The sequence below is a fragment of the Romboutsia sp. 1001713B170207_170306_H8 genome (assembly GCF_015550495.1).
GTDB lineage: Bacteria > Bacillota > Clostridia > Peptostreptococcales > Peptostreptococcaceae > Romboutsia_E.
The window spans coordinates 125,303-150,103 of record NZ_JADNAX010000002.1; the positions used below are offsets into that span (position 1 = coordinate 125,303).

The 24,801-nt window shown below is 28.2% G+C and carries 23 protein-coding genes, 1 pseudogene and 2 riboswitches; of the genes and pseudogenes, 3 read left to right on the plus strand and 21 right to left on the minus strand.

Features of this window, described 5'->3' with window-relative positions:
- Positions 1-11: 11 nt before the first annotated feature.
- From I2A66_RS05275 to I2A66_RS05340, 13 genes and pseudogenes are all read right to left on the minus strand, one after another.
- Positions 12-830, minus strand: a complete 819-nt coding sequence (locus tag I2A66_RS05275; protein WP_147516280.1) for a hypothetical protein — start codon at positions 828-830, stop codon at positions 12-14.
- On the minus strand, positions 823-1,515 hold the full coding sequence (locus I2A66_RS05280; RefSeq protein ID WP_147516279.1) for an ABC transporter ATP-binding protein: 693 nt from the start codon (positions 1,513-1,515) through the stop codon (positions 823-825). The genes I2A66_RS05275 and I2A66_RS05280 overlap by 8 nt, the downstream gene beginning before the upstream one ends.
- 9 nt (positions 1,516-1,524) lie before the next feature.
- A complete protein-coding gene (locus tag I2A66_RS05285) occupies positions 1,525-1,881 on the minus strand; it encodes a GntR family transcriptional regulator (RefSeq protein WP_122640102.1) in 357 nt (118 codons plus the stop codon).
- A gap of 163 nt (positions 1,882-2,044) precedes the next feature.
- Positions 2,045-3,922 carry a carbohydrate-binding domain-containing protein gene (locus I2A66_RS05290; protein ID WP_195251152.1) on the minus strand — a complete coding sequence of 626 codons (1,878 nt, stop codon included), beginning with the start codon at positions 3,920-3,922 and terminating at the stop codon, positions 2,045-2,047.
- A 67-nt stretch (positions 3,923-3,989) separates the two neighbouring features.
- Complete coding sequence (gene nagZ / locus I2A66_RS05295) at positions 3,990-5,081, minus strand: beta-N-acetylhexosaminidase (protein WP_147516277.1); 1,092 nt, start codon at positions 5,079-5,081, stop codon at positions 3,990-3,992.
- A gap of 102 nt (positions 5,082-5,183) precedes the next feature.
- Positions 5,184-5,546, minus strand: a complete 363-nt coding sequence (locus tag I2A66_RS05300; protein ID WP_122640104.1) for a C-GCAxxG-C-C family (seleno)protein — start codon at positions 5,544-5,546, stop codon at positions 5,184-5,186.
- Between the two features lie 440 nt (positions 5,547-5,986).
- Positions 5,987-7,165: an SAM-dependent methyltransferase gene (locus tag I2A66_RS05305; protein ID WP_195251154.1), complete on the minus strand. Its 1,179-nt coding sequence runs from the start codon at positions 7,163-7,165 to the stop codon at positions 5,987-5,989.
- Between the two features lie 250 nt (positions 7,166-7,415).
- Positions 7,416-7,634, minus strand: a complete 219-nt coding sequence (locus I2A66_RS05310) for an alpha/beta-type small acid-soluble spore protein (protein WP_147516275.1) — start codon at positions 7,632-7,634, stop codon at positions 7,416-7,418.
- 59 nt (positions 7,635-7,693) lie between these two features.
- A pseudogene (locus I2A66_RS17115) lies at positions 7,694-8,401 on the minus strand (N-acetylmuramoyl-L-alanine amidase family protein).
- 392 nt (positions 8,402-8,793) lie between these two features.
- Entirely contained in the window at positions 8,794-8,964 is a 171-nt protein-coding gene (locus I2A66_RS05325; protein ID WP_164489039.1) for a hypothetical protein, read from the minus strand.
- A gap of 128 nt (positions 8,965-9,092) precedes the next feature.
- Positions 9,093-9,176: riboswitch (cyclic di-GMP riboswitch) on the minus strand.
- A 50-nt stretch (positions 9,177-9,226) separates the two neighbouring features.
- Entirely contained in the window at positions 9,227-10,042 is an 816-nt protein-coding gene (locus I2A66_RS05330) for a YjjW family glycine radical enzyme activase (RefSeq protein WP_195251156.1), read from the minus strand.
- 2 nt (positions 10,043-10,044) lie between these two features.
- Positions 10,045-11,538, minus strand: coding sequence for a YjjI family glycine radical enzyme (locus I2A66_RS05335; protein ID WP_122640109.1), 1,494 nt, complete (start codon positions 11,536-11,538; stop codon positions 10,045-10,047).
- Positions 11,539-11,580: 42 nt separating this feature from the next.
- A complete protein-coding gene (locus tag I2A66_RS05340) occupies positions 11,581-12,270 on the minus strand; it encodes a Crp/Fnr family transcriptional regulator (RefSeq protein WP_122640110.1) in 690 nt (229 codons plus the stop codon).
- 246 nt (positions 12,271-12,516) lie between these two features.
- Here I2A66_RS05340 and I2A66_RS05345 point away from each other — a divergent pair, with 246 nt between their 5' ends.
- Both I2A66_RS05345 and I2A66_RS05350 read left to right on the plus strand, forming a co-directional pair.
- Positions 12,517-13,470, plus strand: a complete 954-nt coding sequence (locus I2A66_RS05345; protein ID WP_122640111.1) for a calcium/sodium antiporter — start codon at positions 12,517-12,519, stop codon at positions 13,468-13,470.
- A gap of 108 nt (positions 13,471-13,578) precedes the next feature.
- Positions 13,579-14,262 (plus strand): YczE/YyaS/YitT family protein, encoded by a 684-nt coding sequence (locus I2A66_RS05350; protein WP_243113376.1) that lies wholly within the window; start codon positions 13,579-13,581, stop codon positions 14,260-14,262.
- Positions 14,263-14,326: 64 nt separating this feature from the next.
- Here the strand turns inward: I2A66_RS05350 and I2A66_RS05355 are convergent, their stop codons facing one another.
- From I2A66_RS05355 to I2A66_RS05375, 6 genes are all read right to left on the minus strand, one after another.
- Positions 14,327-14,911, minus strand: coding sequence for a helix-turn-helix domain-containing protein (locus I2A66_RS05355; RefSeq protein ID WP_195251158.1), 585 nt, complete (start codon positions 14,909-14,911; stop codon positions 14,327-14,329).
- A 224-nt stretch (positions 14,912-15,135) separates the two neighbouring features.
- Positions 15,136-16,665, minus strand: a complete 1,530-nt coding sequence (locus I2A66_RS17120) for a pectate lyase family protein (protein WP_243238665.1) — start codon at positions 16,663-16,665, stop codon at positions 15,136-15,138.
- 42 nt (positions 16,666-16,707) lie between these two features.
- Entirely contained in the window at positions 16,708-17,316 is a 609-nt protein-coding gene (locus I2A66_RS17125) for a hypothetical protein (protein ID WP_243238666.1), read from the minus strand.
- A 205-nt stretch (positions 17,317-17,521) separates the two neighbouring features.
- Positions 17,522-17,607, minus strand: a riboswitch (cyclic di-GMP riboswitch).
- 97 nt (positions 17,608-17,704) lie between these two features.
- The gene (locus I2A66_RS05365; protein WP_147516271.1) at positions 17,705-19,177 is read right to left on the minus strand and encodes a protein adenylyltransferase SelO; all 1,473 of its coding nucleotides are present in this window, start codon (positions 19,175-19,177) and stop codon (positions 17,705-17,707) included.
- Positions 19,178-19,408: 231 nt separating this feature from the next.
- Positions 19,409-20,878, minus strand: coding sequence for a 6-phospho-beta-glucosidase (locus I2A66_RS05370; RefSeq protein WP_147516270.1), 1,470 nt, complete (start codon positions 20,876-20,878; stop codon positions 19,409-19,411).
- An 18-nt stretch (positions 20,879-20,896) separates the two neighbouring features.
- Positions 20,897-22,792 carry a beta-glucoside-specific PTS transporter subunit IIABC gene (locus tag I2A66_RS05375; protein WP_195251161.1) on the minus strand — a complete coding sequence of 632 codons (1,896 nt, stop codon included), beginning with the start codon at positions 22,790-22,792 and terminating at the stop codon, positions 20,897-20,899.
- A 185-nt stretch (positions 22,793-22,977) separates the two neighbouring features.
- Here I2A66_RS05375 and I2A66_RS05380 point away from each other — a divergent pair, with 185 nt between their 5' ends.
- Entirely contained in the window at positions 22,978-23,673 is a 696-nt protein-coding gene (locus tag I2A66_RS05380) for a GntR family transcriptional regulator (RefSeq protein WP_147516268.1), read from the plus strand.
- 49 nt (positions 23,674-23,722) lie between these two features.
- Here I2A66_RS05380 and I2A66_RS05385 read toward each other — a convergent pair whose 3' ends face one another.
- Both I2A66_RS05385 and pcp read right to left on the minus strand, forming a co-directional pair.
- The gene (locus I2A66_RS05385) at positions 23,723-24,154 is read right to left on the minus strand and encodes a gamma-glutamylcyclotransferase family protein (protein WP_195251163.1); all 432 of its coding nucleotides are present in this window, start codon (positions 24,152-24,154) and stop codon (positions 23,723-23,725) included.
- Positions 24,154-24,795, minus strand: coding sequence for a pyroglutamyl-peptidase I (pcp, locus tag I2A66_RS05390; RefSeq protein ID WP_122640117.1), 642 nt, complete (start codon positions 24,793-24,795; stop codon positions 24,154-24,156). The genes I2A66_RS05385 and pcp overlap by 1 nt, the downstream gene beginning before the upstream one ends.
- Positions 24,796-24,801 lie beyond the last annotated feature (6 nt).

The following is a 24,801-nucleotide window of genomic DNA, read 5'->3' on the forward strand; positions in this document are numbered from 1 at the left end:
TCTGTTCACCCCTAAAGATATATCTTTTTATTTAAAAGTCTATATGATATCCCTACCGATATTAAAGCTGTTATTATATAACATACACTTTGATATATAAGTAATTGTCCGCTGTATGATTTATCTGCCATTACAAAAAAGTTAGTACTCGCAAGGATAAATATATATACCACTCCAAGTAATATACCTACTTTTTTAAATGATTTTTGAATTATTACTCCTGTAAATATAATCATTACAGTAATTATTACACCTATTATATTTATCATTATGAATGATATAAAATCAAATTGCATAAACCCTAACATCTCAAATAACATCCTGTGATTTACAACTTCTACAATTTGGCTTAGAGTAACTGTCGTTAATGATGTTACTATTAATATAGATACTATCCAAGATAAGGCTTGAGCAATAATCACTCCATATATAAGAAGTACTACCGTCATTAACTTTGCTATGTACATATCAAATTTATCATTTGGTAACATAAATAGTGTATATGCAGTTTTACTTTTTCCTATAAAGTCTCTATACCAAATTATAAATCCATAAATCAAACATATAACAATGGCTACAACTAAGGCCATGCATATAAAAGTAAATGCCCTATCTATATACCTTTCTCTTATCATCCTTGCAGCTGATGCTTTTTGTAAAAGTTGAATACTTTTATTAGTTTGAAGCTTGTTAGCTACTGCAATTACTACATCACTTAACATCACAAAAACAACACCTATATTAAAAGCAATAAATGCTAAAAGTGCTCCAAGGTATAATTTATATATTCTTTTAAATTCTATATCATATAAAGTTAATATCTTATTCACCCCTATATACCTCCCTCATTTTATCTACAATTGACATACCGTCTTTTTCTCTAGATTCTTCAGCATTAAACTTACATACTAACTTGCCATTATTTATAAGTATTACATCATCTACAATCATTTCTATCTCAGGTATCTCATGAGTAGTTATTACTATACTTTGCTCATCAGTCATATACTTTACCATCATTTCTATAATTTCTTCTCTTTTAAATATATCAATTCCTGAAAATGGCTCATCAAGTAATATATATTTTGCTTCTTGAGCAAAACCTAATATTATTTTTATTCTAGCCTTATTTCCTTTCGACAACTTGGATATAACTTTGTCATCTGTTAGATTAAAGCTCTTAAGCATTTCATAGGCCTTCTCATTATTCCAATTTTTATAAAATACACTCATAAATTCAAATGTTTCTTTTATATTTAATTGTGGAAAATGAATATCTATATCTGGAACAAATGCTAATTTGTTATATATTTTATTATTTATTTTTTCTCCATCTATTAATATTTCTCCACTATTTATCTTAACAAGTCCTGCAATTGCTTTTAATATTGTAGATTTTCCTACTCCATTTGTACCTAATATACAAGTGATTTTTCCTTCATGTATATTAAAAGATATATTATTAAGAGCTTTTGTTTTTTTATATCTCTTTACAACATTTTTTACTTCTATCATAAAGTCCCCCTAGTATCTATCATTTATAATTTTTATAATCTCATCTTTATCTACATTTATAGCCTTCATACTTTCTATAAATAGTTCTAAAGATTCATCAATTAAATTTTGTTTTATATCATTTATAACATTTATATCCGTAGTTATAGTACTTTGATAATTTCTAGCCGTATTAATAATTCCCATGTCCTCCATCTCCTTATATGCTTTTTGAACTGTATTTGGATTTACCTTTATACTCACTGCCATTTCCCTTCTAGAAGGTATAGCATCTCCTGGATTTAAAGATCCATTTACTATTTGTTGTTTCATATATCTTACAATTTGAATATACACCGGTTCTCTATCATTTGGAATAAAATTCATTTTATCACCTCCGTATTACTGTACTATATCAGAAGTACAACTCTTTAGGTGTATTATATATCTAATACACTATCTATGCAATATATTTTTACTAAGTTTAATTAAATAAATAAAAAAGAGCAGTAAACTAATACTGCTCTCTTTTACTTATTATTTATCTATGTTAAGGTCTTCTTCCACCTTGCATTCCCCCAGGTTGCCCCATATTACTTGTTGATGTAATTCCAGATTGAGTAATACTTGTTACCGAACTTGATACACTAGAACTACCTATCTCTGTACCATTTTTATAAGTTCCATCAGAGTATAATCCATCAATTTCACTTCCACTTGAACTTCCACCTACATATACCTTATATGTAGATTTTGATTTTATTTTGGGTGATGAAACTATTACTGACTGATATGTTTTTGATGGTGCAAATGTTACTATCTCATTACCATTTTCATCTTCTATATGAATTATGGAATTAGCTTCCTGTGCTGATACACTAATATTTAAAGTGTTTTGGCTAGATGAAGTACTTGTTGTTTGAACCATACCTAAGCTACCTGATGCAATTAAAGTACCTCCACTTATATTAAATGTCGAATCATAATCTAGTGCTCCATTTCCACCATTAGTTGGCCCATTTACTATAGCTACACCATCAGTCATAGTTATTGATCCATTCGCATCTAATCCATCTCCAGTTGCATCAACAACTAAATATCCTCCATTTATATTTATCTCAGAACTTGAAGATGATGAGAAATTATTCTGACCTGGTCGCCCGCCTGTCGATGAAGAATCATTCCCTCCCCCAGCATTTACACCATCATCACTTGCTACTACATGAATATTTCCATCATTAATAGTTATAACTTGACTTTCAATACCTTCATATGATTTTGTAATGTCTATAGTTCCTCCATTTATTTCTAAGGTAGAATCTGAATGTATACCATCATCTCCTGAAGACATAGTAATTGTTCCGTTGTTTATTACTAAACTATCATTTGAATGTATCGAATCATCAGAAGAATCTATTTCTATAATTCCTCCATCTATAGTTATATTACTAGTAGCTTTTATAGCTTTTGCACTAGTTGATTCTTCAGTTGATGAATCGCTTGTGATTGTTTGTTGCTGTGGATTTTGATCAGGTGGCATTCCCCAGTTACCCCACTCATTACTACTTGAACTACTATTTTCGCTTCCTCCTCCAGAGGAAATCTTTATATTTCCATCACTTATTAATACGTTAGTTTCTCCTTGTATTCCATCTTGCCCTGCAGTGATATCTAATGTTCCACCTTCTATAGAAACATACCCTTTTGATGTATCTTCACTATTGTTTGATTTTATTCCATCTTTACCTGCATTAATAGTTACATTACCACCAGTTATGACTACAGAGTCCTTACCTCTTAATCCATCTCCAACTGATGCAACACTTATATTTCCATTTTGAATAACTAGATCATCCTTACTTACTATTCCCCTATCATAATTTCCATCCACTTCTAAAGAACCACTACCTATAAAAGTTAAGTCTTCTTTACTAAATATGGCTGCATTTGGTTCATCACTACTTTCATCTTCAAAAACATAACTACTACCATCTTTTATTACATTTGTTGTTCCATCAGCCAGTGAAATTACTGTTTTTTCAGAGCTAGTTATATATATTGCTGAACTATTTGAACAGTTGATATCAACACCATCTAAAACTATATAAGTTTTTTCTTCTTTATTAGTATTAACTATTACTTGTCCATTACTTAAACTCCCACTTATACTATATGTTCCCGATTCAGTTATTGTAATTGTATTGTTTTCAACAGTTACACCTAATCCTTCAATTGTACTATTATTATCTGATAGTTTTATATATGTATCTATATCTCCTATAGATTCTGTTTCTTGAGTAGTTGTTGTTTGTGTACTTTCTTTACTTTCTGTGTTTGTAGTTGATGAATTACTAGTATTCGCCGAACATCCACTCATAACTACACATAAAGAAAGTATCGATAAAAATGATATAAATCTCTTATTCATATTCTTTCCTCCTACTATTTTTATAAAAATATAGTAGCATGAGTACCTTAAATAAATCTTAAAATACTTAATTTATGATTGAATACTTAATTTTTAATGATAAAATTCTATATAAACTTTCATTTATTCTTTCTTCAGTTATATCATTTTCTTCAACTGCTTGTTTAATTTTTTCTATTACTGATGTTACGGTTTCTTGACCTCCTCCTATTAAAATAACATCGCTTCCTGATTGTATACTTTTTATACTTGCATCTTCTACACTCATTATATTAGTAATAGCTCTCATATTCATATCGTCTGTAATTACAACTTTATTAAATCCTAGATTATCTCTTAGAATTCCATTTATAATTTTTGATGATACTGTAGCAGGATTTTCTCTATCTATATTCTCTAAAACAATATGTGATACCATTACTACATCACAATTATTTTTAATTGCATATTTAAATGGAATAAATTCAAAACTTTCAAGTTCATCTAATGTTTTACTTACTATAGGTAATCCAAAATGTGAGTCAACTTCAGTATCTCCATGCCCTGGAAAATGCTTAACAGTAGGAATAACTCCGCTGTCTTGTATCCCTTTCATAGTGGCAACTCCCATAGTTGATACAATATCTTCATCGTTTCCAAATGCCCTATCTCCTATTACAGTATTTTTTGAATTACTATAAATATCTAAAACTGGTGCATGGTCCATATTTATTCCATGACTAATTAGTACTTTTCCTATTTCAAGGCCATTGTTATAAGCATATTCAGTACTATTTTGTTTTCCGATTTCTGATGCACTTTTAAAATTTCCCATGTCATCTGAAATTCTACTTATTCTTCCTCCTTCTTCATCTATTGATACAAATAATGGAACTCCTTTATTTGATTCATTCACATCATTAATTAACTTTTTTATCTGTGATGATGATTCTATATTTCTTTTAAATAAAATAATTCCTCCCACCTTATTTTCATTTACTAAATTATTAAGTTCTTCATTTATAATAGTCCCATCAAATCCTGCTAAAATCATCTGCCCTATCTTTTCATCTAAGGTCATACTAGTAATTATTTTATTAATTAAAACTTCATCTTCATCACTACACCCAGCAAAAAATATAATAAAAAATATAATTATACAAATCTTAATCTTCTTCATACTATGATTATTTCCATATAATTGAATTATTAAAATAAAATGCGTTATAAATAAAAAAGATTATAATAAGGTATTTCTGCCTTAATATAATCTTTTTTATAATTAATTTCCTAAAACTTCATTTAATGCATCATATGTAAAATCTATTATTTCTCCACATCCTACTTTGTTTCTTTTTAAATCTAAACATATTTCAGAATTATATTTTTCTCTTACTTTACTCATTAATGCCTTAGAGTACTGTCTAGCTTCATTTTGACTTAATTCACTGTCTCTACCTTTTAAATATCCAATTACAACTACTGCTGCATTTATAGCTCCACACAAACTTCCAACTGCCATACCTGTTCCCATGCCACTTCCTATAGATACTGGTATATCTGTATTATGTTCCTCGTTATATGATTTAATTAGTGCTTCTGCACAATTATATCCTTGACTATGATATACTGCTGGTTTCGTCATATCATATCCCCTTTCATTATCATTTATTAATATTCTATCTTATTAAATATTAACACATTTAATACTACATTAACCTTTTAATTTTAATTTCTACGCAAAAAAGGCTGTATATTGTAATTTATACACTATACAACCTTTGAATCTAATAACGTAGTAAATTTTGAGGGAGAACTACTATTAGATCTATATAAAACTAGGGTATTATACTTGGCCACTTTTTATTGGCTCTTCTTTAACTATATAATACAACTCTTATATGAATTTAATGTAAAGTTATCATGAAGAGTTCTTAAAGTTTATTTTAAATTTAATTTAAATGTTTTCCTTTACATAAAATTTTTTTTATATTATACTAAATATTAGTGGGAACTTATATAAATATATAAGTATTACGCTAGCCCAAATAAAAGCATCTATCTTTGATAGGTGCTTTTCCGTTTTTATTCATAAATATAATTCCTAGTTAAAGGTAGCTCATTATTAACGCCATTTGTAAATACAATTTGATGAAGATCTATCACACCATTATAAAAGCAAGATGCGCAAGAATATAAATACATTTTCCACATTCTTATAAATCTTTCATCAAACTTTTCTCTAATTAAATCTATATTTTTTTCAAAATTTTCAGCCCATTTTAATAAAGTCTTCATATAATGTAATCTTAAACTTTCAACATCTTCTACGTAAAATCTATAATTTGAAGATATATATATAATTTCTCTCAAGCTTGGAATCACTCCACCTGGAAATATATATTTTCTCATCCATGCATCTCCCCCAGATTCCCATAAACCGCTTATATAATGAAGTACAAATATTCCACTTTTATTTAAAACGGTAGAAACATTTTTCATAAACAAGTCGTAATTTTCTCTACCAACATGTTCTAACATACCAACACTTACAACTCTATCAAACATAAGACCTGATTTTTCTAACTCTCTATAGTCCATTAACTTAACATCTAAATACTCTTGTAAATTTTCACTTTCTATTCTACTTTTAAATTTTTTATACTGCTCCTCGCTTAATGTTATACCTAATCCCTTTATTTTATATTTTTTTGCTGCTTCTATAAGTAATGCTCCCCAACCACAACCTATATCTAATAAACTTAATCCTTCTTTTAAGTTTAATTTTTTTAATAAGTGATTAATTTTATTCATTTGAGCTTCGTATAATGAGTTTTTATCTTCCTTAAAATAACCACATGAGTAACTCATAGTTTTATCTAACCATAGGCTATAAAAATCATTACCTAAGTCATAATGATATGAAACCTCTTCTTTTTGCTTATTTTTAGATGTTTTATGTGAAAATAAATTTGGTAATGCTTTAAAATTCGTTAAAAATTTTTCCTTATACTTTAAAACTGTATTAAGCATTAATAAAAAATCACCTTCAACCTCTAAATCTCCATTCATATATTCCTCTCCAAATACTAATGAAGTACTTGTGAGTATATCCTTTTTACTAATAGGTTTCTTTAAAATAATCTTAAATAAAGATTCTTCTCCTCCTAATTTAATTTCTTCTTTATCCCAAAATTCAACAGTAAAAGATTCATTTTCAAATATTTTTAAAAATGATTTAAGAAAAATTTTGTCTAAATCCATTCTTTATCCCTCCTTATTTAACTTATATATTAACTAAAATTCTCTCTATTAATAGTAGAAATTATTTCTCTAATTATAACTACTTATCATTCTATTTATTTAAATCAGCCTTATTCCTATTTTTTCCTAATATGTTGATTATTATTTACTAAATTGTATTTAGTAATACTTAATATAAATAATATAATTTAATATATATACATAAAAAAACAAAGTATGGATTATCATATATATAATCCATACTTTGTTTTTATTTTTTACTATTATATTGTCTTAATAATGCTTCTTTTCCCATTTCAACTAATCTTCTGCTCATTTGCCCACCAACTCTTCCACCTAATTCTCCATTTTTGAAAGAAGTATCATTAGCACCATTTGTACTATTATTTATACCCAATTCATTTGAAATTTCTAATTTCATTTGATTTAATGCTTCTTTTGCATTTGGATCAACTGGTTTACTAGACATATACATCACCTCTTATTCAACTTAAATATTCTTATTTATAGTGTTCTTATTTTATAAAATTATTCAATATTTAAGTATTCTTGTATTCCATCTACTATAGCTTGTGCCATCTTGGTTTGATACTCCTCATCTGATAAATTATTCAATTCTACGTTGTTAGTCAAAAAACCCATTTCAACCAATACAGAAGGACAATCAGTACTTTTAACAACAGCATAATCATCTCTTTTAACTTATCTATCCCTAACATCTAAACTGTTTATTATACTTGATTGAATTGAATTAGCAAGATCATATGACTCATCTGTATCGTTTTTCCAATAAAATGTTTCAACTCCATTAGTTGATGATGTTCCATTAGGATCTGCATTGCAATGTAGAGATACAAATATATCAGCATTATTATCATTACAAAATTCAATTCTATCACTTAAAGATAAATATTCATCTGTATCTCTAGTATTTAACACTTCTATGTTACTATTCTCTCCTATTATTTCAGTGACTTTAAGACCAATCTCAAGAGATATGTCTTTTTCACTAGTTTCTCCATCTATACTTTGTGCCCTCACATCATTTCCTCCATGACCCATATCTATAACTACTATTTTTTTATCTTCTTGTGAAGTACACTTAACCTTATTACTTAATACAACATTATTTTCGTCTTTATTATTTAGCATTATATAAATACTAATACCAAATAAAATTAATAAAATTATGGATATAACTTTAAATGGATCTTTATTTATTCTTTTGTTTATCATATTTTTATATTTCTCCCTTACCTAAATATATATCAAGTATTTTTTCATAATACTATTCAAACCTTAAAATAAACTTAATATATATTGAGATTTTACCAATAAAAATATCCATGCATAACTAAATAGTAATTATACATGGATATTTTAAATAATTGGAGTTTGAAACTTTCTATATTAATTTTTAATTATATAGCTTTAATATATCTATTTTACTTGTAATTCTTCTATACAGTAATGTAAATACCATCTTATATAACTTAACTCTTCTATAGTTTTGTTTGTATCATATAAAGTTTGTTTAGTTCTACTTCTAGCATTCTTAAAATTATTCCACTTTTCTATAGTATTATTAGTTGTTCCAGCCCTACTTATATCTAGTAAGTTTGAATAATTTAATAAGTTTTTAAGTTTATTTTTTCTGTTTCAATTAGTTTTTTATTTTCAGCTTGTGACAACTTCGTGTCTTTGATACCTACTCCTACTTCGTCAGTAAAAATATTTAATTCTGGTGATATATTAATAGCTATTGATGATGTAATTAATATCAATAACATTATTTTCATAATATATACCGTTCGTATAAAAAAACTACCCTTGTTAATAAAAGGGTAGTTGCCAATCCAAATAAACAACAGAAAATATACCTATACTATTAGCATAAGATTTCTGCTTAAACAAAGAATAGTTATTCTTTGGCAACTGGCTGGCATAGCTTTTAACCTTAGCCCCTTTAGCTTTGCGTCTCTAGATTTCTCTAAATTTGCCTATAAAATTTTAATTTCTCTTAAATAATATCATCAAAATAAATTTTTTACAATATTTATTTTATATATTATTAGATATATCTGTATAATTGTAGAAATTTTTCATTTCTTCTTCATTAGGACCTACTTCCCCATGAAGTTCTAAACCTTCTTTTCTTACTCCATATTTTCTATAAGCATTAAGTTTATATCTACATTTATTATCTATAATTTTTGCTACCTCTTTTATTGTATATTCATTATTTAAGTTAGGTGCTACTACAGTTCTAACTTCATGAAGTTTATCTTTTTCTAAAAGATAATGCAAGTTTTTTATTACAATCTCATTTTTTTTACCTGTAATTTTTATATGTTCATCTTTATCCATACATTTTACATCTAACATAAATTTATCAGTAATATTTACTAAATCTTCTCTTTGACTTAAATCTAATGTCCCATTAGTATCAACGAAACAAGTAAGATTTAACTCTCTTTTTACCTTAGTAAATAATTTCACTAAGAAATCTGCATTAAGTGTACATTCTCCTCCACTAACAGTTATACCCTGTATAAATGGTCTTATTTTTTTTATTTCTTCAAATAATTCTTCTACTGAATATTCTATTGTTTTTGGAGTTGATAAATTTTCACATGTTTTTATACAATTATCACACTCTACACATATATCTTTATTCCAAACTACCTTTTTATCTTCTATTTTTAGTGCCTCAACTGGGCAAGTTAAAACGCACTTGCCGCAGTTAGTACACATATTTATAGTTTCTGGGTTATGGCAATAAGTACACCTTAAATTACATCCTTGGAAAAATATAGCCGTTCTATTTCCTGGTCCATCTATACAAGAAAATGGTATTATTTTATTTACTAAAGCCATAATTAATCTCTAAGCCTTCTATCAAATGCTTTTGCTCCATTTTTAGCATTCATACCAAATACTGTAGCATTATTCTTAACTGCTTTTCCACTTTCTAATTCTGCAACCTCTGATTTTTTAACAAGATATCCAGTAACACGAACAACATCACATCCACCTGAATATGCTGATATATATCTTATGCCATTATTAAATGCTCCATCTACAATATTTACTATAGCTTCTGGATTATCTTTATAAGTATCTTCAAATACAAATATATCCCCTATACCATTAAAGAAATATTTATGATACGGAGCAGATTGAACTATATGTTCAAATATTTCTGGTTCTTCACCTACAGGTATTCTACACCCTGGTGATATCCCTGTATCTGAATCTATCCCTACCTGACAGTGCATTACATGATTTCCATTAAAACATCCTACATATTTAGATTTATATGAAGTTACTATTGAATTAAGTTTTTCTATTATTCTTTCACCTAGATCATTTGCTATTTTTGAGTGACCAAATCTATCCTTTTGTTCTCTAGCATTTAATAAATAGTTTACTGCTTCAGCAAGTCCAACCATTCCAAACATTCCTGTGAACAGATCTTTATTTACAAACCCTTCCTTTACAAGGAAGTTTGACTTAAAGAATGCAGACTCTTCTACTAAAAATCTTACTCTTTCATCTATATATTCAAGCATCTTTTCAGCAGCAAAAGGTAACTTATTATCTAAGAAATCTTCTATCGATTCTGCTGTTTGTGCCAATCTACTAAGAACTAATCTTACTAGGGTATATCCACCCCCACCTATTATAAATCCATTATAACAACTTGCAATAGCATAGTTTTCAGTTCCAAAATCTTTCGTATCCATTTTGTGGTTTGCAAAACTAGGCTTAGCTGTAACTAAAGCTGTACTTGCACATAATTCTATAAACTCTTTTGATGTTATATCTTTATCATATTTGACTGTTAAGTTAGGCATCGCACACTCTAGCTCTTTCATTGCTTTTAATATAAGTCTACCTGCCTTAGTATCTACTGGACCTATATTGGCATGAACGAATGAATCTGTAAGCGCTCTATCTATATGAGTTAGATATAATTTTATAGCTTTATATGCTTCTTCTTCATCTTTTACAAACGGCTCTAATAATGTATCTATATTTCCTAAGTATACTGGGTACGAAGTTATCGATGGTACATGCTTATATAGTATAAGTAAGCTATTAGTAGCTTCCCATATATCTGTTGGTGGTTTTAGATCTAAAAATTCGCATCCTTTTTCCATTAATACTTCATAATTAGGTATTACATATCTTGGTCTATAAGGTGCATTTCCTTCAAACATAGTGCAGATTATTTCTGCATCAAGAAGAGGTTTAGTTTCTTCATCTATATTTAATACATTAAGAGTACTTTCAGCTTGTCCAGCTAATTGCAGTACTTGTTGGTTGTAAGTTAATGTTTCATTTTTTATAATGTTTAATACTTGTTCCATAAGTATTTCCCCCTAAATTTATATGTATTTTATATTTAAAAATTATTTTATTGAATCCAATTTTTCTGATAGTTTATAAAACTGATCTTTTGTTATTGTAATACCTTTTCTACTTACTGAAATTAAATTTTCCTCTTTTAATGTTTTTAAGTTTCTATTGATTGTTCTAGTAGAAAAACCTAATATTGAGCCTATTTCTTCTCTAGTTTTTTCTAAAAATACTATATTTTTATCTTCATTCTCAAAAACATTAATTAAATAGTTTATTAATGTACATATTGCTGGATATGCAAGTACTTCTCCAGTACTTAATGATTGATCATACATAGTCTTTGATACAAAATGTAGAATTTCTAATGTCAATTTTTGATCATTTTGAATCCATTTAATAAAATCCCTTTTAGGAATTTCTATTACTATACACTCTGTAGTAGTTTGAAGAGTTGAAGAGTAAGTTAGTTGATTAGCCATAATTTCCATTACGCCAATATATGCTATCGGTTTGACATTTGCAAAGCTATATACAAACCCATTTTCAAACTCATTTTTTACTTGCATATTTCCTTCACAACTTATATATACACTTTCAATACTATTTCCTTTAAGTACTATTAATTTCCCTTTTTCAAATCTTACTAATTTACATTGCCTTTTTATATGATTAGGTATTTTATTTATAAAGTCTTTTACTTTTTTATCTTTTATCCGATTATAAAACAAGCTTTCTTGCATATTTTATTTTCTCCTAACGAACAAATGATTTGTTCTATAATTATTTTATCATTATTTTTATACTTCCTAAAAGGACATATGTCCTTCTATATACATTTTTATAATATATTCTTTACAATAAAAAATCTACACTAATTAAGATAATAATTGCTACTAATACTCTGCTTATAAATTGTAAATTAACGTTAATTATGGTATTCTATTCTTTTAGATGATTATATTAAATTTTATTTTGGAGGAATTGAGATGTCATTTTTAATTTTAATTGTAGGATTCTTTTTCTTAATAAAAGGAGCTGATATATTTGTAGAAGGTGCTGCATCTATAGCTAAAAAATTTAACGTTCCTTCTATGATTATAGGACTTACTATAGTTGCAATGGGAACATCTGCACCTGAAGCAGCTGTAAGTATAACATCATCATTAGCTGGTCAAAATGATATGAGTGTTGCTAATGTTGTTGGTTCTAACTTTTTTAATATCCTTATGGTTCTTGGTGTATCATCTTTAATAGCTAAATTGCCTGTGGAGAAAAATACAATAAAAAAAGATGCTCCATTTTTAATAATTGTGAGTGCTATTCTATTATTATTCGGAGTAGATTTAAAAATAAGTAGAATAGAAGGTATTATTTTACTATCCTTATTTACTTACTTCTTAATAAATACTATAAAAAGTGCAAAAGCATCTAGTAAAAATTCATCTATAGATGAAATTGCTACAACAGCTATAGAAGATGAAGTTGTAAGTGAAATTCCTATGCTTAAAACATTATTATTATGTATCATAGGTATAATAGGTATAGTTATTGGCGGTGATATGGTTGTAAATTCTGCTACTTCTATAGCAACTTCATTTGGTATGAGTGCTAACTTAGTTGGGTTAACAATTGTTGCTGTTGGTACATCTTTACCTGAATTTGTTACATCTATTGTTGCTATAAAAAAGGGTGAAACTGAAATAGCTATTGGGAATGTTATTGGATCTAACTTATTTAATATACTATTAGTTTTAGGATTAGCCACTACAATTTATCCTATAACTATAAGCATGTTCGCTTTAATAGATATAGCATTTATGGTTGCTATAACAGTTCTTTTATATTTATTTATGAAGAAAGATTCTTCTCTTGTAAAAAAGCATGGCTTAATATTAGTTATTATATATGTTGCATATATGATTTATACTATTCTAAGATAGTAAAATGACTGCAAATAATTCAAATTATTTGCAGTCATTTTTTATAAATATTATGATAGTTATGGTATCCTATATAAGGATATTATTATTGAGGGGAGTATAAGTAAATTGAAATCAGTTATATTCAGATTTTTTAAAATGATAGTAGGATTCTGTTTTTGTGCCTTAGGTATTGTAATGATGATAAATGCTAACTTAGGTTTGTCACCTTGGGATGTATTACACGAAGGTATATATAATCTAACAGGTATAACTATGGGAAAAGCAAGTATTATAATTGGAGTTATAGTCGTTATTATTGATATAGTGCTTGGTGAGAATTTAGGTTGGGGTACTATTATTAATATGATTTTAGTTGGAGTTCTCATGGATATTCTAATGTTAAATAATCTAGTTCCTATAGCTAATAACTTTATTCCTGGGCTTATTATGATGTTAGTCGGAATGTTTTTTATGGGAATTGGATGTGTACTTTATTTAGGTTCTGGATTTGGAAGTGGTCCTAGAGATGGTATGATGGTTGCAATTCAAAAAAGAACAGGTAAATCGCTAACACTTATAAGAGGACTAATGGAAATTATAGCACTTAGTGTAGGTTATTTTTTAGGTGGTACTGTTGGAATAGGAACTGTTATTAGTGCACTTGGATTAGGTTATTTTATTCAGCTTACATTTAAATTATGTAAATTTGATGGTACTAAAGTTCAGCATAGGTATATTGTTGATGACATTAATTATATAAGAAATCTTTTAAATAAAGAAAATGAGAGTAAGCAATTATTTATTAAATAAATTATATAAAAAGTGTAGATAGTCTATATAAACAAACTTATCTACACTTTTTACATTTAACAGATTATACTATCTGATAAAATAATCCATGATTTGTACAATAATAGAATAATCTTCCGTGTCCTCGCTTACGCAATCTAAGTTGAAGATCCCATTCAGGATATTGCTTTGCAATAAGTACACTATCTCCTTTTAAATATGCTAAGAAAGATATATAATGTTCTTTGTCCATGAAGTGATTAGACGTTATATATAACTCATCTTCCACAGGCTCTATATTTAAAACGTGTTTTTCATCTGATTTCTTTGCTTCTAATGCTTCTAATTTTTTCCCACAACATGATATTTCTGCATTGCCCGTAGCTGTCATTAAATTATTACATTGTGGACATACATAAAATTTTAATTTATTCATATTTCCTCCTACTAAGTTGTTTAAATTTATCTCTCCTTCTAATATTCTATCAACACTTACACAAAAGATTTCTGCTAACTCTGAAAGTAATGATATATCTGGACATCCTAATCCTCTTTCCCATTTACTTATTGTTTTATCACTAATATTCATTAAATCAGCTACTTGTTTTTGTGTCATGTTCTTTTCTTTTCTTAGATTATATATTAATTTACCTATTTTTTTACAGTCCATTAACATCACTCCTTAGATATAATTTAAACTATTTAGTAAAATCATTCAATAAACTCTCCGTAGAGTTTTCTCTTAATCTATAGGTTCTGCTCTAATATAGTAATAGTCTTAAACATATGATTTTTCATTATAATAATATATTATTTTCTTATATTCCCTTTATAAATCTATCGAGTTATAATATTTTTCCCTGTTTATAACCTCTTGATTATCATTATTAATTTCTATATATACAGGACCTGTTGAGAATTCAATCTTTCATTAGCTTTAAATGTTTTATTTATTTCTAAACCTATGTAATATAAATTACCTGTATCACCTTTAGTTATTATATGCTCTCCTACTTCTAATTCCATTTCTATAACTCCGTTATTTGCAGTATATTCTTGTCCATCAATCACCACGTCTTTATTAAATGTTGAATTTAATACCAATATAAGTTTTGAATTATTTTCAGTTATAAATTTAATACTTGTTGAAGACTCCATTTTTAAGCATTTAGTAAGTTTTAAATCATTATATTTTACTGTTACTTTCGTACTTGAAAGATTTCCTGATATATCAAAGAAGTTACTACTTTTATTATCCGTTGTAAAGTTATGCTTAACTATTATTGATTCATCAGGAGTCGATGGTGTTTGATCTACTTCTGGTTTTTCCGGTTCTTCTGGTGTAACTGGTGGAATTTCTTCAGGTTGTTGTGGTTCATCTGGTATTACTGGCTCTAATGTTTCTATTGATCCACCACCAATAGAAATTAATTGACTTTTGTATCCTTTGATTGCATTCATTAACTCTATATTTACGCTAGAACTAATATCATCAGCACTTGTAAATTTCCACTCAAAATCTCCACCATTTACTCTTCCTGAATAGTTTGTAACAATACCTCTTACATCTTCTATATTATCTGGAGTATACTCATACATTTTAGAACTTGTATCAAAGTTATTATATGTATTTGCTCCACTTAAAGTCTTATATGTACTTGGAACTATTTCATTTCTCGAAATTGCTAAATAAGCATCAAACTGTGTTGAATTTTGACTTGCATATACAATTCTTGATTCACCTGATATCTTGTTGTTATATGCTTTGATCATACCACCAGATTCACCTGAGAAGTTTCCTTTACCATTTCCATATATATCACTGCCTTGTAATGAAATAAGCATTGGATATTTAGTATTTCTAAAATCACTAGCTTCTACGAAAGCTGAACTGCCTTTAGTTACCCCAACTCCATATTTTGAATTTCCATCAAAATAATTATTATAAATATGCACTGTACCGACTCTTATTCTAGGATGCCTTGAGTCTGAATGATCAAACCAATTATGATGATACGTTACAAAAAACTCTTCAGTATCACTCATTCCACAAAGTGAAGCTTTACCCGAATCATAAAAATGGTTGTATGAAATTGTTACATAGGTTGATTTTCCCTTAACATCAGCTGAACCATCTCCTTTTGCCTGGTCTACATCACTTCCTGCACTTCCATAGAATATATCATTATTATGAATCCATATATTCTCATTACCTGTATCCAGTGAAATTGCATCATCTGGGAATAACATTATACCAACATTTCTTAATTCTACATTATGAGAATCTCTAATTAAAAATCCCCATTTATATACTGTAGTATCCTCTCCTACACCTTCAAAAGTAACATTATATATTCCCTTTAATTGTAAATATCCACTTGAATTAAGTCCTATAATATCTGATCCTTTTATTTCTCCAATCATACGTATTATTAAAGGTGTTTTATCATAACCTTTTGGACGTTTTTATAGTATATCTACTATACCTGTACATTTAGTTTTACTACCTTTGCTATTAGTAATAACATCTAACGTTACTGTATTAACATTTTCTGATGTTATATATATTATTTTTGAATCATTCTTAACTGTTCCATTATCATTATATCCTCCTGAGCTAGTCTTCATAGGAGATTCTTTAGAGAACCCAAAACCTTCTCTTGTATGATTTTTAACTTCTATATCTGTTATTATTCCTTGTAAAGATACCTCTTCTTTATTATCTATTGTAGGAATTACTTTTATAATGTATTCGCCTTCTGAAAGCCCCAGTATATCTGCTCTAAAATATGATGAGTATTGCCTTATTAGTTCATCGTCTATTTTTTTATATTTATAATATGATTCAGAGGCTAGCTTATAATAAACATTATACCCTTTAGCCTCTTTTATCGGCTTCCATTCAACACTTATACTTTCTAACCATCCTTTACTTTCTAATATAGAAACTTTGCTTAATTGAGTTATATGGCCTGTATTATTCTCTATTGCACTTGCAATAATAGCTACATTAGTAGATATTATTGACGCTATAGTCATAGATGCTATAGCTTTTGATAAAATTTTCATCTTCAAATTTAAATCTCCCTTTTATAAATTTATTGTAGCTAAGGGTATTCCGGTAAAATCTTAATTCTTTAGTTTTATTTTGCAATAAAAAAACTATCCTAACTTAAGAAAGAGGATAGTTTCCATATAAATCATTACAACCTAATCTATATTTAATTAAATATATTAAATAAATATAATCTTATTTTATAAGAACAAAGAATAAATATTCTTCGGCAACTGGCTGGCATAGTAATAATTACCTTAGCCCCTTTAGCTTTGCGTCTTTGGATTTCTCCAAATTTGCCATTATTTTATTGTAAAAACAATTTATCATATATTTATATCTATTTCAATAGAATATCTTTATAAGAATAACAATACTAGAAAATTTTTTCTAGTATTGTTATTTTTATTATGTTCCGCAATAAGTTCTATAAGGACAATTTGATGGCTTAGGTAATTTAGAATACTCTTCTTGTTTTTTTGAATGTTCATATGGTTTAGATAGAACCTCAAGAAGTCTTTTCATAACATTAAGATTACCTTTATTAGCAGCATCAAGAGCTTCTTCAACTCTATGATTTCTTGGAATTACAGCTGGATTTGAATTCATCATTAGTCCTTTAACCATTTCTTTTGACTTTCCTTGTCTTTGTAATCTTTCCTGCCATAATTTATACCAATATTTAAATTCCTGACTATTATACATTGAACTTTCTTTATTATTATCAAATGTTAATGAGATAAATGTATTAGTATAATCTTCATTATACTTCTCCATCATATTAAGCAAATCTTTAATAATAGATTTATCTTCAACCTCTTCATCAAATAATCCAAGCTTAGACCTCATTATAGATATCCAATTTGAATAATATATCTCAGAAAAGTTAGAAATAGCATTTTGAGCTATTTGTATAGCTTTATTCCTATCTTCATTTAGCAAAGGTAATAATGATTCTGCAAATCTACATAAGTTCCACTCTGTCATAATAGGTTGATTTTTATATGAATATCTTCCATTTCTATCTATAGAACTAAATACAGTATTAGGATTGTATTCATCCATAAATGCACATGGCCCATAGTCAATTGTTTCTCCACTTATAGTCATATTATCCGTATTCATAACTCCATGTATAAAACCTACACATTGCCACTTAGAAACAAGACTTGCTTGAGATTTTATAACCTCATTAAGTAGATTAATATATTTATTACTATCATCTTTGATATGAGGAAAATGTCTTTTTAAACAGTAATCAGCTAAATCTTTAAGTTGTTGGTGTGACCCAAAGCTCGATACATATTGAAATGTACCAAATCTAATATGACTTGAAGCAACTCTAGTTAATATTGCACCTTTTTTTATATCTTCTCTAATTACTGGATCACCAGTTTTAACTACAGCTAAGCTACGCGTAGTAGGAATTCCGAGTCCATACATTGCTTCGCTTATTATATATTCTCTAAGCATTGGACCAAGTGCCGCTCTTCCATCTCCTCCACGAGAGTATGGAGTTTTTCCTGAACCTTTAAGTTGAATATCATATCTTTCACCTAACGGTGTTATTTGCTCTCCTATTAATAAAGCTCTTCCATCACCTAGTATTGTAAAGTGCCCAAACTGGTGACCTCCATATGCTTGAGCAATATATTCTCCACCTTCTATTTTCTTATTTCCTGAGAATATTAAAGTTCCTTCATAACTTTTTAAGGAATCAATATTAAAACCTAAATTTTTTGCCAATTGCTCATTTAATATAATTAACTTTGGTGATGATACTGGATCTATATTAATTTTACTATAAAAAAAATCAGATAAATTTATATACGTATTATCAAAATTCCATCCCATGTTATTTGCATTTTTTATATAAGTCATTTTTCCTCCTTTATTTTAATTTAGATTTATTAATTAATATACCCTTATTAATCATTTCAAATAATCTTATTTAACACAAATCTTTAATCCTTTTTTTGTAATTTTAGACAGTAAAATTTAATTATAAAACTCAACTGTATTTTCACTTATAATGTTCATAACGGTAATATAAAACAAACTAAAAGTCACTCTGATTTAATCAGAGTGACTTTTAGTTTGTTTTTAAATTTATTAAAAACATTTTTCTTTTACATTGTCTACTTCGATTTGTTCTCCGTTAGATTCTATAACTCTTTTATACCAAAAGTATGAATCTTTACGTAACCTCTTCATAGTACCATTACCTTCATTATCACGATCTACATATATCATACCATATCTCTTCTTCATTTCGCCTGTAGTAAATGATACTAAATCTATTATTCCCCATGGAGTATATCCCATTAAGTCTACTCCATCATAATTTACAGCTTTTTTAATTTCTTCTATATGTTGTTTTAAATAATCTATACGATTTATATCATGAATTTCTTCATTTTCTTCAACTACATCTACTGCTCCAAATCCATTTTCAACTATAAACATAGGCAGTTGATATCTATCATATATACGATTTAATGTATATCTTAGACCAACTGGATCTATTGCCCATCCCCAATCACTAGATTTTATATATGGATTTTCAACGCCATTTTCTAATCCACCATTCACTATATCTCCAGTATTATCATTATGTACATCAGATTTAACTGTCGTAGACATATAATAACTAAATCCTATATAATCAACTGTTCCTTTACGAAGTATTTCTTCATCTCCTTCTTGTATACCTATATCATATCCTTGTCTTTCAAATTCTTTTACTGCATAACTTGGATAATATCCACGAGTATGGACATCTAAGAAGAAGAATCTTTGACGCATAGCTTCCTCTGCAGCCATTATATCATCTGGATTACAAGAATATGGATATATAGGAACATGAGATACCATACAACCTATTTTGAAGTCTGGATTTATTTCATGCCCTTTTATTACTGCTTTTGCACTTGCTAATAGTTCATTGTGAGCAACTGTATATAACACTTCTTTAGGATCTTCATTCTCTTTAAGAGTTACACCTGAGTTAGTCCATAAGAATATTGGATTATTAGTATCCATTTGGTTATTTATTTCATTAAAAGTCATCCAATACTTAACTTTATCTTTATATCTTTCAAAACATACTTCTGCAAATCTAACAAAGAAATCTATTAATTTACGATTTCTAAATCCTCCATATTCTCTAGCTAAATGAAGCGGTAATTCAAAGTGAGATAATGTTATAACTGGTTCTATTCCATACTTTAATAGTTCATCAAATACATCATCGTAGAATTTAAGTCCTTCTTCATTTGGAACTAATTCATCTCCCTTTGGAAATATTCTTGTCCAAGCAATAGATGTTCTTAAGCACTTTAATCCCATTCCTGCAAGTAATTCTATATCTTCTTTATATCTTCCATAAAAATCTATAGCTTCATGATTTGGATAAAACTTATCTGGCATAATTGTTTCAGTAATTTCTCTAGGAACACCATGAGCACCTGCAGTCATTACATCTATAACACTAGGACCTTTTCCACCTGCATTCCATCCACCTTCAAATTGATGAGCTGCAAAAGCTCCTCCCCATAAAAAATCTTTTGGTAATTGATTCATAATATCTCTCCTTAATAATTATATATTTTGTGGTACTGCTTTAAGATTAATTATTGTTTTTCCGTAACTAGCTTCTTCATTTATGCATAATGCACTTTCTTCATAAGAATCAAAATTAGTTATTACAACTGGCGTAATTAAAGAATATCCTTTTGAATTTATTGCCTTTCTGTCAAATTCTAGAAGTAAATCTCCACATTTTACTCTCGAATTAACTTTTGTTTTTATATCAAATCCTTGTCCTTTCATTTGAACTGTATCCATACCAACATGTATTAATAGCTCTACTCCATTTTCAGAACGTAGACCTATTGCATGTTTAGATTCTGCTATAAATTCTACAGTTCCATCAAATGGTGCATATACTTTATTATCACTTGGTTCTATTGCAATTCCTTTTCCCATAGCCCCGGAAGAAAACACTGGGTCAGATATTTCTGAAAGTGCTATAACTTTTCCACTTATAGGATTTTTTATTTCTTCATTACTATTTATTAAACTAGGTTCCATACTAGTAATTGTTTCAATTACTTCTTTTTCTTCTTCTTTTTCTCCAAATCCAACTATTTGAACTAATATTATTGCACCAAATAATGCTATTGCACAACCTATTAATTCTCCTACTATTGATGTTGGATTGCTTGGATTTATAGCATTTACTACTGTTAGTACACCTGGAAGTCCTGCATACGCATAGTAGTGAGCATTAAAGAAAGATGCTACTACTGCAGCTACAGCTCCTGCTATACAACCACATATAAAAGGCTTTTTGTACTTTAAATTTACTCCATATATAGCTGGCTCCGTTATACCAAATATTCCTGTTATACCAGCTGAAAGTGCTATATTCTTAGTCTGTTTATTTTTTACTTTTACAAATACTCCTAAAACAGCTCCAGCTTGAGCAACAACTGCCATTGTTTGGAATGCTTGGAATGTATCCATACCATACATATCATAGTTTGCTAATACCATAGGAGTTACTCCCCAGTGAACTCCAAATATTACTACTACTTGCCATAATCCACCTATTATTGCACCTGCGACTGCTGGTGATAAAGCAACCAGATAATTATATCCATTTGCTATTGCTGTAGCTAAACCATCAGAAGCTGGTCCTATTGCTACTATTGTAAGTGGTACCATAATTACCATACATAAAAGAGGTGTAAACAATGATTTAACCACTTCTGGTAAATTTTTTTCTACAAATCTTTCAACATATGATAATATCCATACTAAAAATAACGGTGGTAAAACTGATGAAGTATAAACTGTTTCTGATAACTTTATTCCCATAAAGCTCACAACTGATCCATTAGCTATTTGTGATGCTATATCAGACCAAGTTGGACTTACTAATGCACAACAACATGCTATCGCTATATATGTATTACATTTAAAATGTCTAGATGCTGTTATAGCTATGAATATTGGTAAAAAGGTAAATGGTGCCCAAGATATAAAATCTAATACTTGATTTACACCTGTACCTGAAAAATTTGGAAATGCTAAATTTGCTAATATTAAACATCCTTGTAATATACCTGCTGCTGCTAATATGTATATAAAAGGTGCAAAAACTGCAGACATTGTTGCTATTACCCTATTTAAAATAGTTCCTTTTGCTTCACTTTCATCTGATGAATTTTCTAAATTAACTATACTTGATACCTTATCAAATACCTTCCCTACATGTGTCCCTATTACAACCTGGAACTGTCCATTATTTTGTACCACAGTTATAACACCAGTAAGTGAAGATACTTTATCTACTGCATCTTTAGGTGTTTCTTTTAATACTAACCTAAGCCTTGTTGCACATCTTGCAGCGCCTGTTATATTTTTTTCCCCACCAACAGCTTCAATAATATCCACTGCTAACTTTTCATAGTCACGAATGCTATTTGACATTTTTATTCCCCCATTTAATCAATTTTATCCCAAAGTGTATCTTGATAAATTTATTGTATATTTATATTGTAATTATACCGGTATAATTAGTCAACAGTTTTTGCAAACATTTTCATTAACTTGGATTAATTTATGTTTTATGCTATACTTATACAAAATATGATTAAAGTAATGAGGGAGTAAATATGCTGAAATATCAACAAGTTGCAAATGATATTGAAAATTACATATATGATAATGATTTATCTCAAGGAACAAAGCTTCCTACAGTAGAAACTTTAGCTTCTGATTACAATGTTAGTAAAAGTACTATAGTTAAGGCTTTAGAATTATTAGTAACAAAAGGCATGGTGTATCAAGTTCAAGGTAGTGGAATATTTGTTAGAAGAAAAAATAGAAAAGGATACGTTAACTTCTCAACAGTTCCTGGATTCACAAATAACTTTAAAGGTTCTAAAGTAACTTCAAAAGTTTTAGAATTTAATCTTATTAATGCAACAAAAGAAATTGCAGACTTACTAGAATGTAATGAATGTGATGAAGTTTATATGGTAAAAAGATTAAGATACTTAGATGATGTGATTTTCTGTATTGAAGAAGCTTACTATAAAAAGAGCATTGTTCCCTATCTAACTAAAGATATAGTAGAATGTTCAATTTACGAGTATTTAGAAAAAGCATTAAATCTAAATTTTGCATTTTCTGATATCTATATGATTATAGAAAAATTAGACAGTGAATCTGCTAGTTTATTAGGTTTAAATTCTGGGGATCCTGCATTAATAGTAGATGAACAAGTTTATTTGACATCAGGAGTTCTTTTTAATGCTTCTAAGGTAACTTATCATTATGAAAACTCTAAGTTTTTCTTTCAATCTTAAAAAAAAGGAATGTCATAAAATGATTAAAATCACTTTAGACATTCCTTTTTTACTTACTAAGCATATATTTCTTCCAATCCCCACTTTGAATATAAATTGATTCTTTCTCAAAACGTTGATCATTATTTTTATTGTAGAAGTAAACAAAGCATTTTTCAATTTCATTATCGCTTATATTCTTAACTTCAAGAATTATCTTATCATATTCATTTTCTGGATTATCTTTTCCTTTAAATCCTTCCATTTCATCCATTGCTTTTATAGTTTCCTCATAGAAATTTGGATCTATCACTATAATTTCTCCATTTACAATGTCTTCACCTGATATTATAGCTGGATATCCTTTATAAGGCATGTGATATAATCTCATATTTTCTAACTTTGCAGTTTTTTTCTCTAATACCTTACCAGCTAAATATTTCTCATAGTTAAAAAATCCATCTCTTAAACTTCCATAGACAAAAACATTTATATTTTTCATTAGCAAATTTCTCCACCTATAGCATTTATATCTTTATCATACAAAGTACATGCTTCTATTGCAAGCTCAAGTCCTTTTACTATTTCATCTAAAGACATAAATGGTGTATTTTTCTTATCTATAATTTGAGAAGTCATGTAAGGTATGTGTATAAATCCACCTTTTATATTAGGGTATTTTTTATCTATCATATATAATATTCCGTACATAACATGATTACATACAAATGTTCCTGCTGTATTAGATAATGTTGCTGGTATATTATTTTCATTCATATGTTTTACCATTGCTTTTACTGGTAAATTTGAAAAGTATGCAGCTTGACCATCTTCTTGTATCACTTCATCAGTTGGCTGATTGCCTTCATTATCTTCTATTCTAAAATCATCTATATTTATAGCTACTCTTTCTGGAGTTATGTCAAATCTACCTCCAGCTTGTCCCACAGATATTACAAAATCAGGATTATGCTCTTTTATTGCATCTTCTATAACTTGAACTGACTTAGTTCTAACTGTAGGTATAGTTATTTTTATTACATGAGCACCATTTATCTCGTCTTTTACCATTTTTACAGCTTCTTCTGCTGGGTTTACTGCGTCTCCTCCAAATGGATCAAATCCTGTTAATAATATTTTCATATAATT

Coding starts and splice junctions, on each gene's coding strand:
- I2A66_RS17120 (WP_243238665.1), bottom strand. CDS start 16,665: ATGATTGGAGAAATAAAAGGATCAGATATTATAGGACTTAATTCAAGT.
- I2A66_RS05365 (WP_147516271.1), bottom strand. CDS start 19,177: ATGACTTATATAAAAAATGCAAATAACATGGGATGGAATTTTGATAAT.
- pcp (WP_122640117.1), bottom strand. CDS start 24,795: ATGAAAATATTATTAACAGGATTTGATCCATTTGGAGGAGACGCAGTA.
- I2A66_RS05290 (WP_195251152.1), bottom strand. CDS start 3,922: ATGAATAAGAGATTTATATCATTTTTATCGATACTTTCTTTATGTGTA.
- I2A66_RS05285 (WP_122640102.1), bottom strand. CDS start 1,881: ATGAATTTTATTCCAAATGATAGAGAACCGGTGTATATTCAAATTGTA.
- I2A66_RS05385 (WP_195251163.1), bottom strand. CDS start 24,154: ATGAAAAATATAAATGTTTTTGTCTATGGAAGTTTAAGAGATGGATTT.
- I2A66_RS05310 (WP_147516275.1), bottom strand. CDS start 7,634: ATGTCTAGTAAACCAGTTGATCCAAATGCAAAAGAAGCATTAAATCAA.
- I2A66_RS05305 (WP_195251154.1), bottom strand. CDS start 7,165: ATGGATTTAGACAAAATTTTTCTTAAATCATTTTTAAAAATATTTGAA.
- I2A66_RS05280 (WP_147516279.1), bottom strand. CDS start 1,515: ATGATAGAAGTAAAAAATGTTGTAAAGAGATATAAAAAAACAAAAGCT.
- I2A66_RS05300 (WP_122640104.1), bottom strand. CDS start 5,546: ATGACGAAACCAGCAGTATATCATAGTCAAGGATATAATTGTGCAGAA.
- I2A66_RS05340 (WP_122640110.1), bottom strand. CDS start 12,270: ATGCAAGAAAGCTTGTTTTATAATCGGATAAAAGATAAAAAAGTAAAA.
- I2A66_RS05375 (WP_195251161.1), bottom strand. CDS start 22,792: ATGTCAAATAGCATTCGTGACTATGAAAAGTTAGCAGTGGATATTATT.
- nagZ (WP_147516277.1), bottom strand. CDS start 5,081: ATGAAGAAGATTAAGATTTGTATAATTATATTTTTTATTATATTTTTT.
- I2A66_RS05330 (WP_195251156.1), bottom strand. CDS start 10,042: ATGGCTTTAGTAAATAAAATAATACCATTTTCTTGTATAGATGGACCA.
- I2A66_RS05370 (WP_147516270.1), bottom strand. CDS start 20,878: ATGAATCAATTACCAAAAGATTTTTTATGGGGAGGAGCTTTTGCAGCT.
- I2A66_RS05380 (WP_147516268.1), top strand. CDS start 22,978: ATGCTGAAATATCAACAAGTTGCAAATGATATTGAAAATTACATATAT.
- I2A66_RS05355 (WP_195251158.1), bottom strand. CDS start 14,911: ATGGACTGTAAAAAAATAGGTAAATTAATATATAATCTAAGAAAAGAA.
- I2A66_RS05335 (WP_122640109.1), bottom strand. CDS start 11,538: ATGGAACAAGTATTAAACATTATAAAAAATGAAACATTAACTTACAAC.
- I2A66_RS05345 (WP_122640111.1), top strand. CDS start 12,517: ATGTCATTTTTAATTTTAATTGTAGGATTCTTTTTCTTAATAAAAGGA.
- I2A66_RS05325 (WP_164489039.1), bottom strand. CDS start 8,964: ATGAAAATAATGTTATTGATATTAATTACATCATCAATAGCTATTAAT.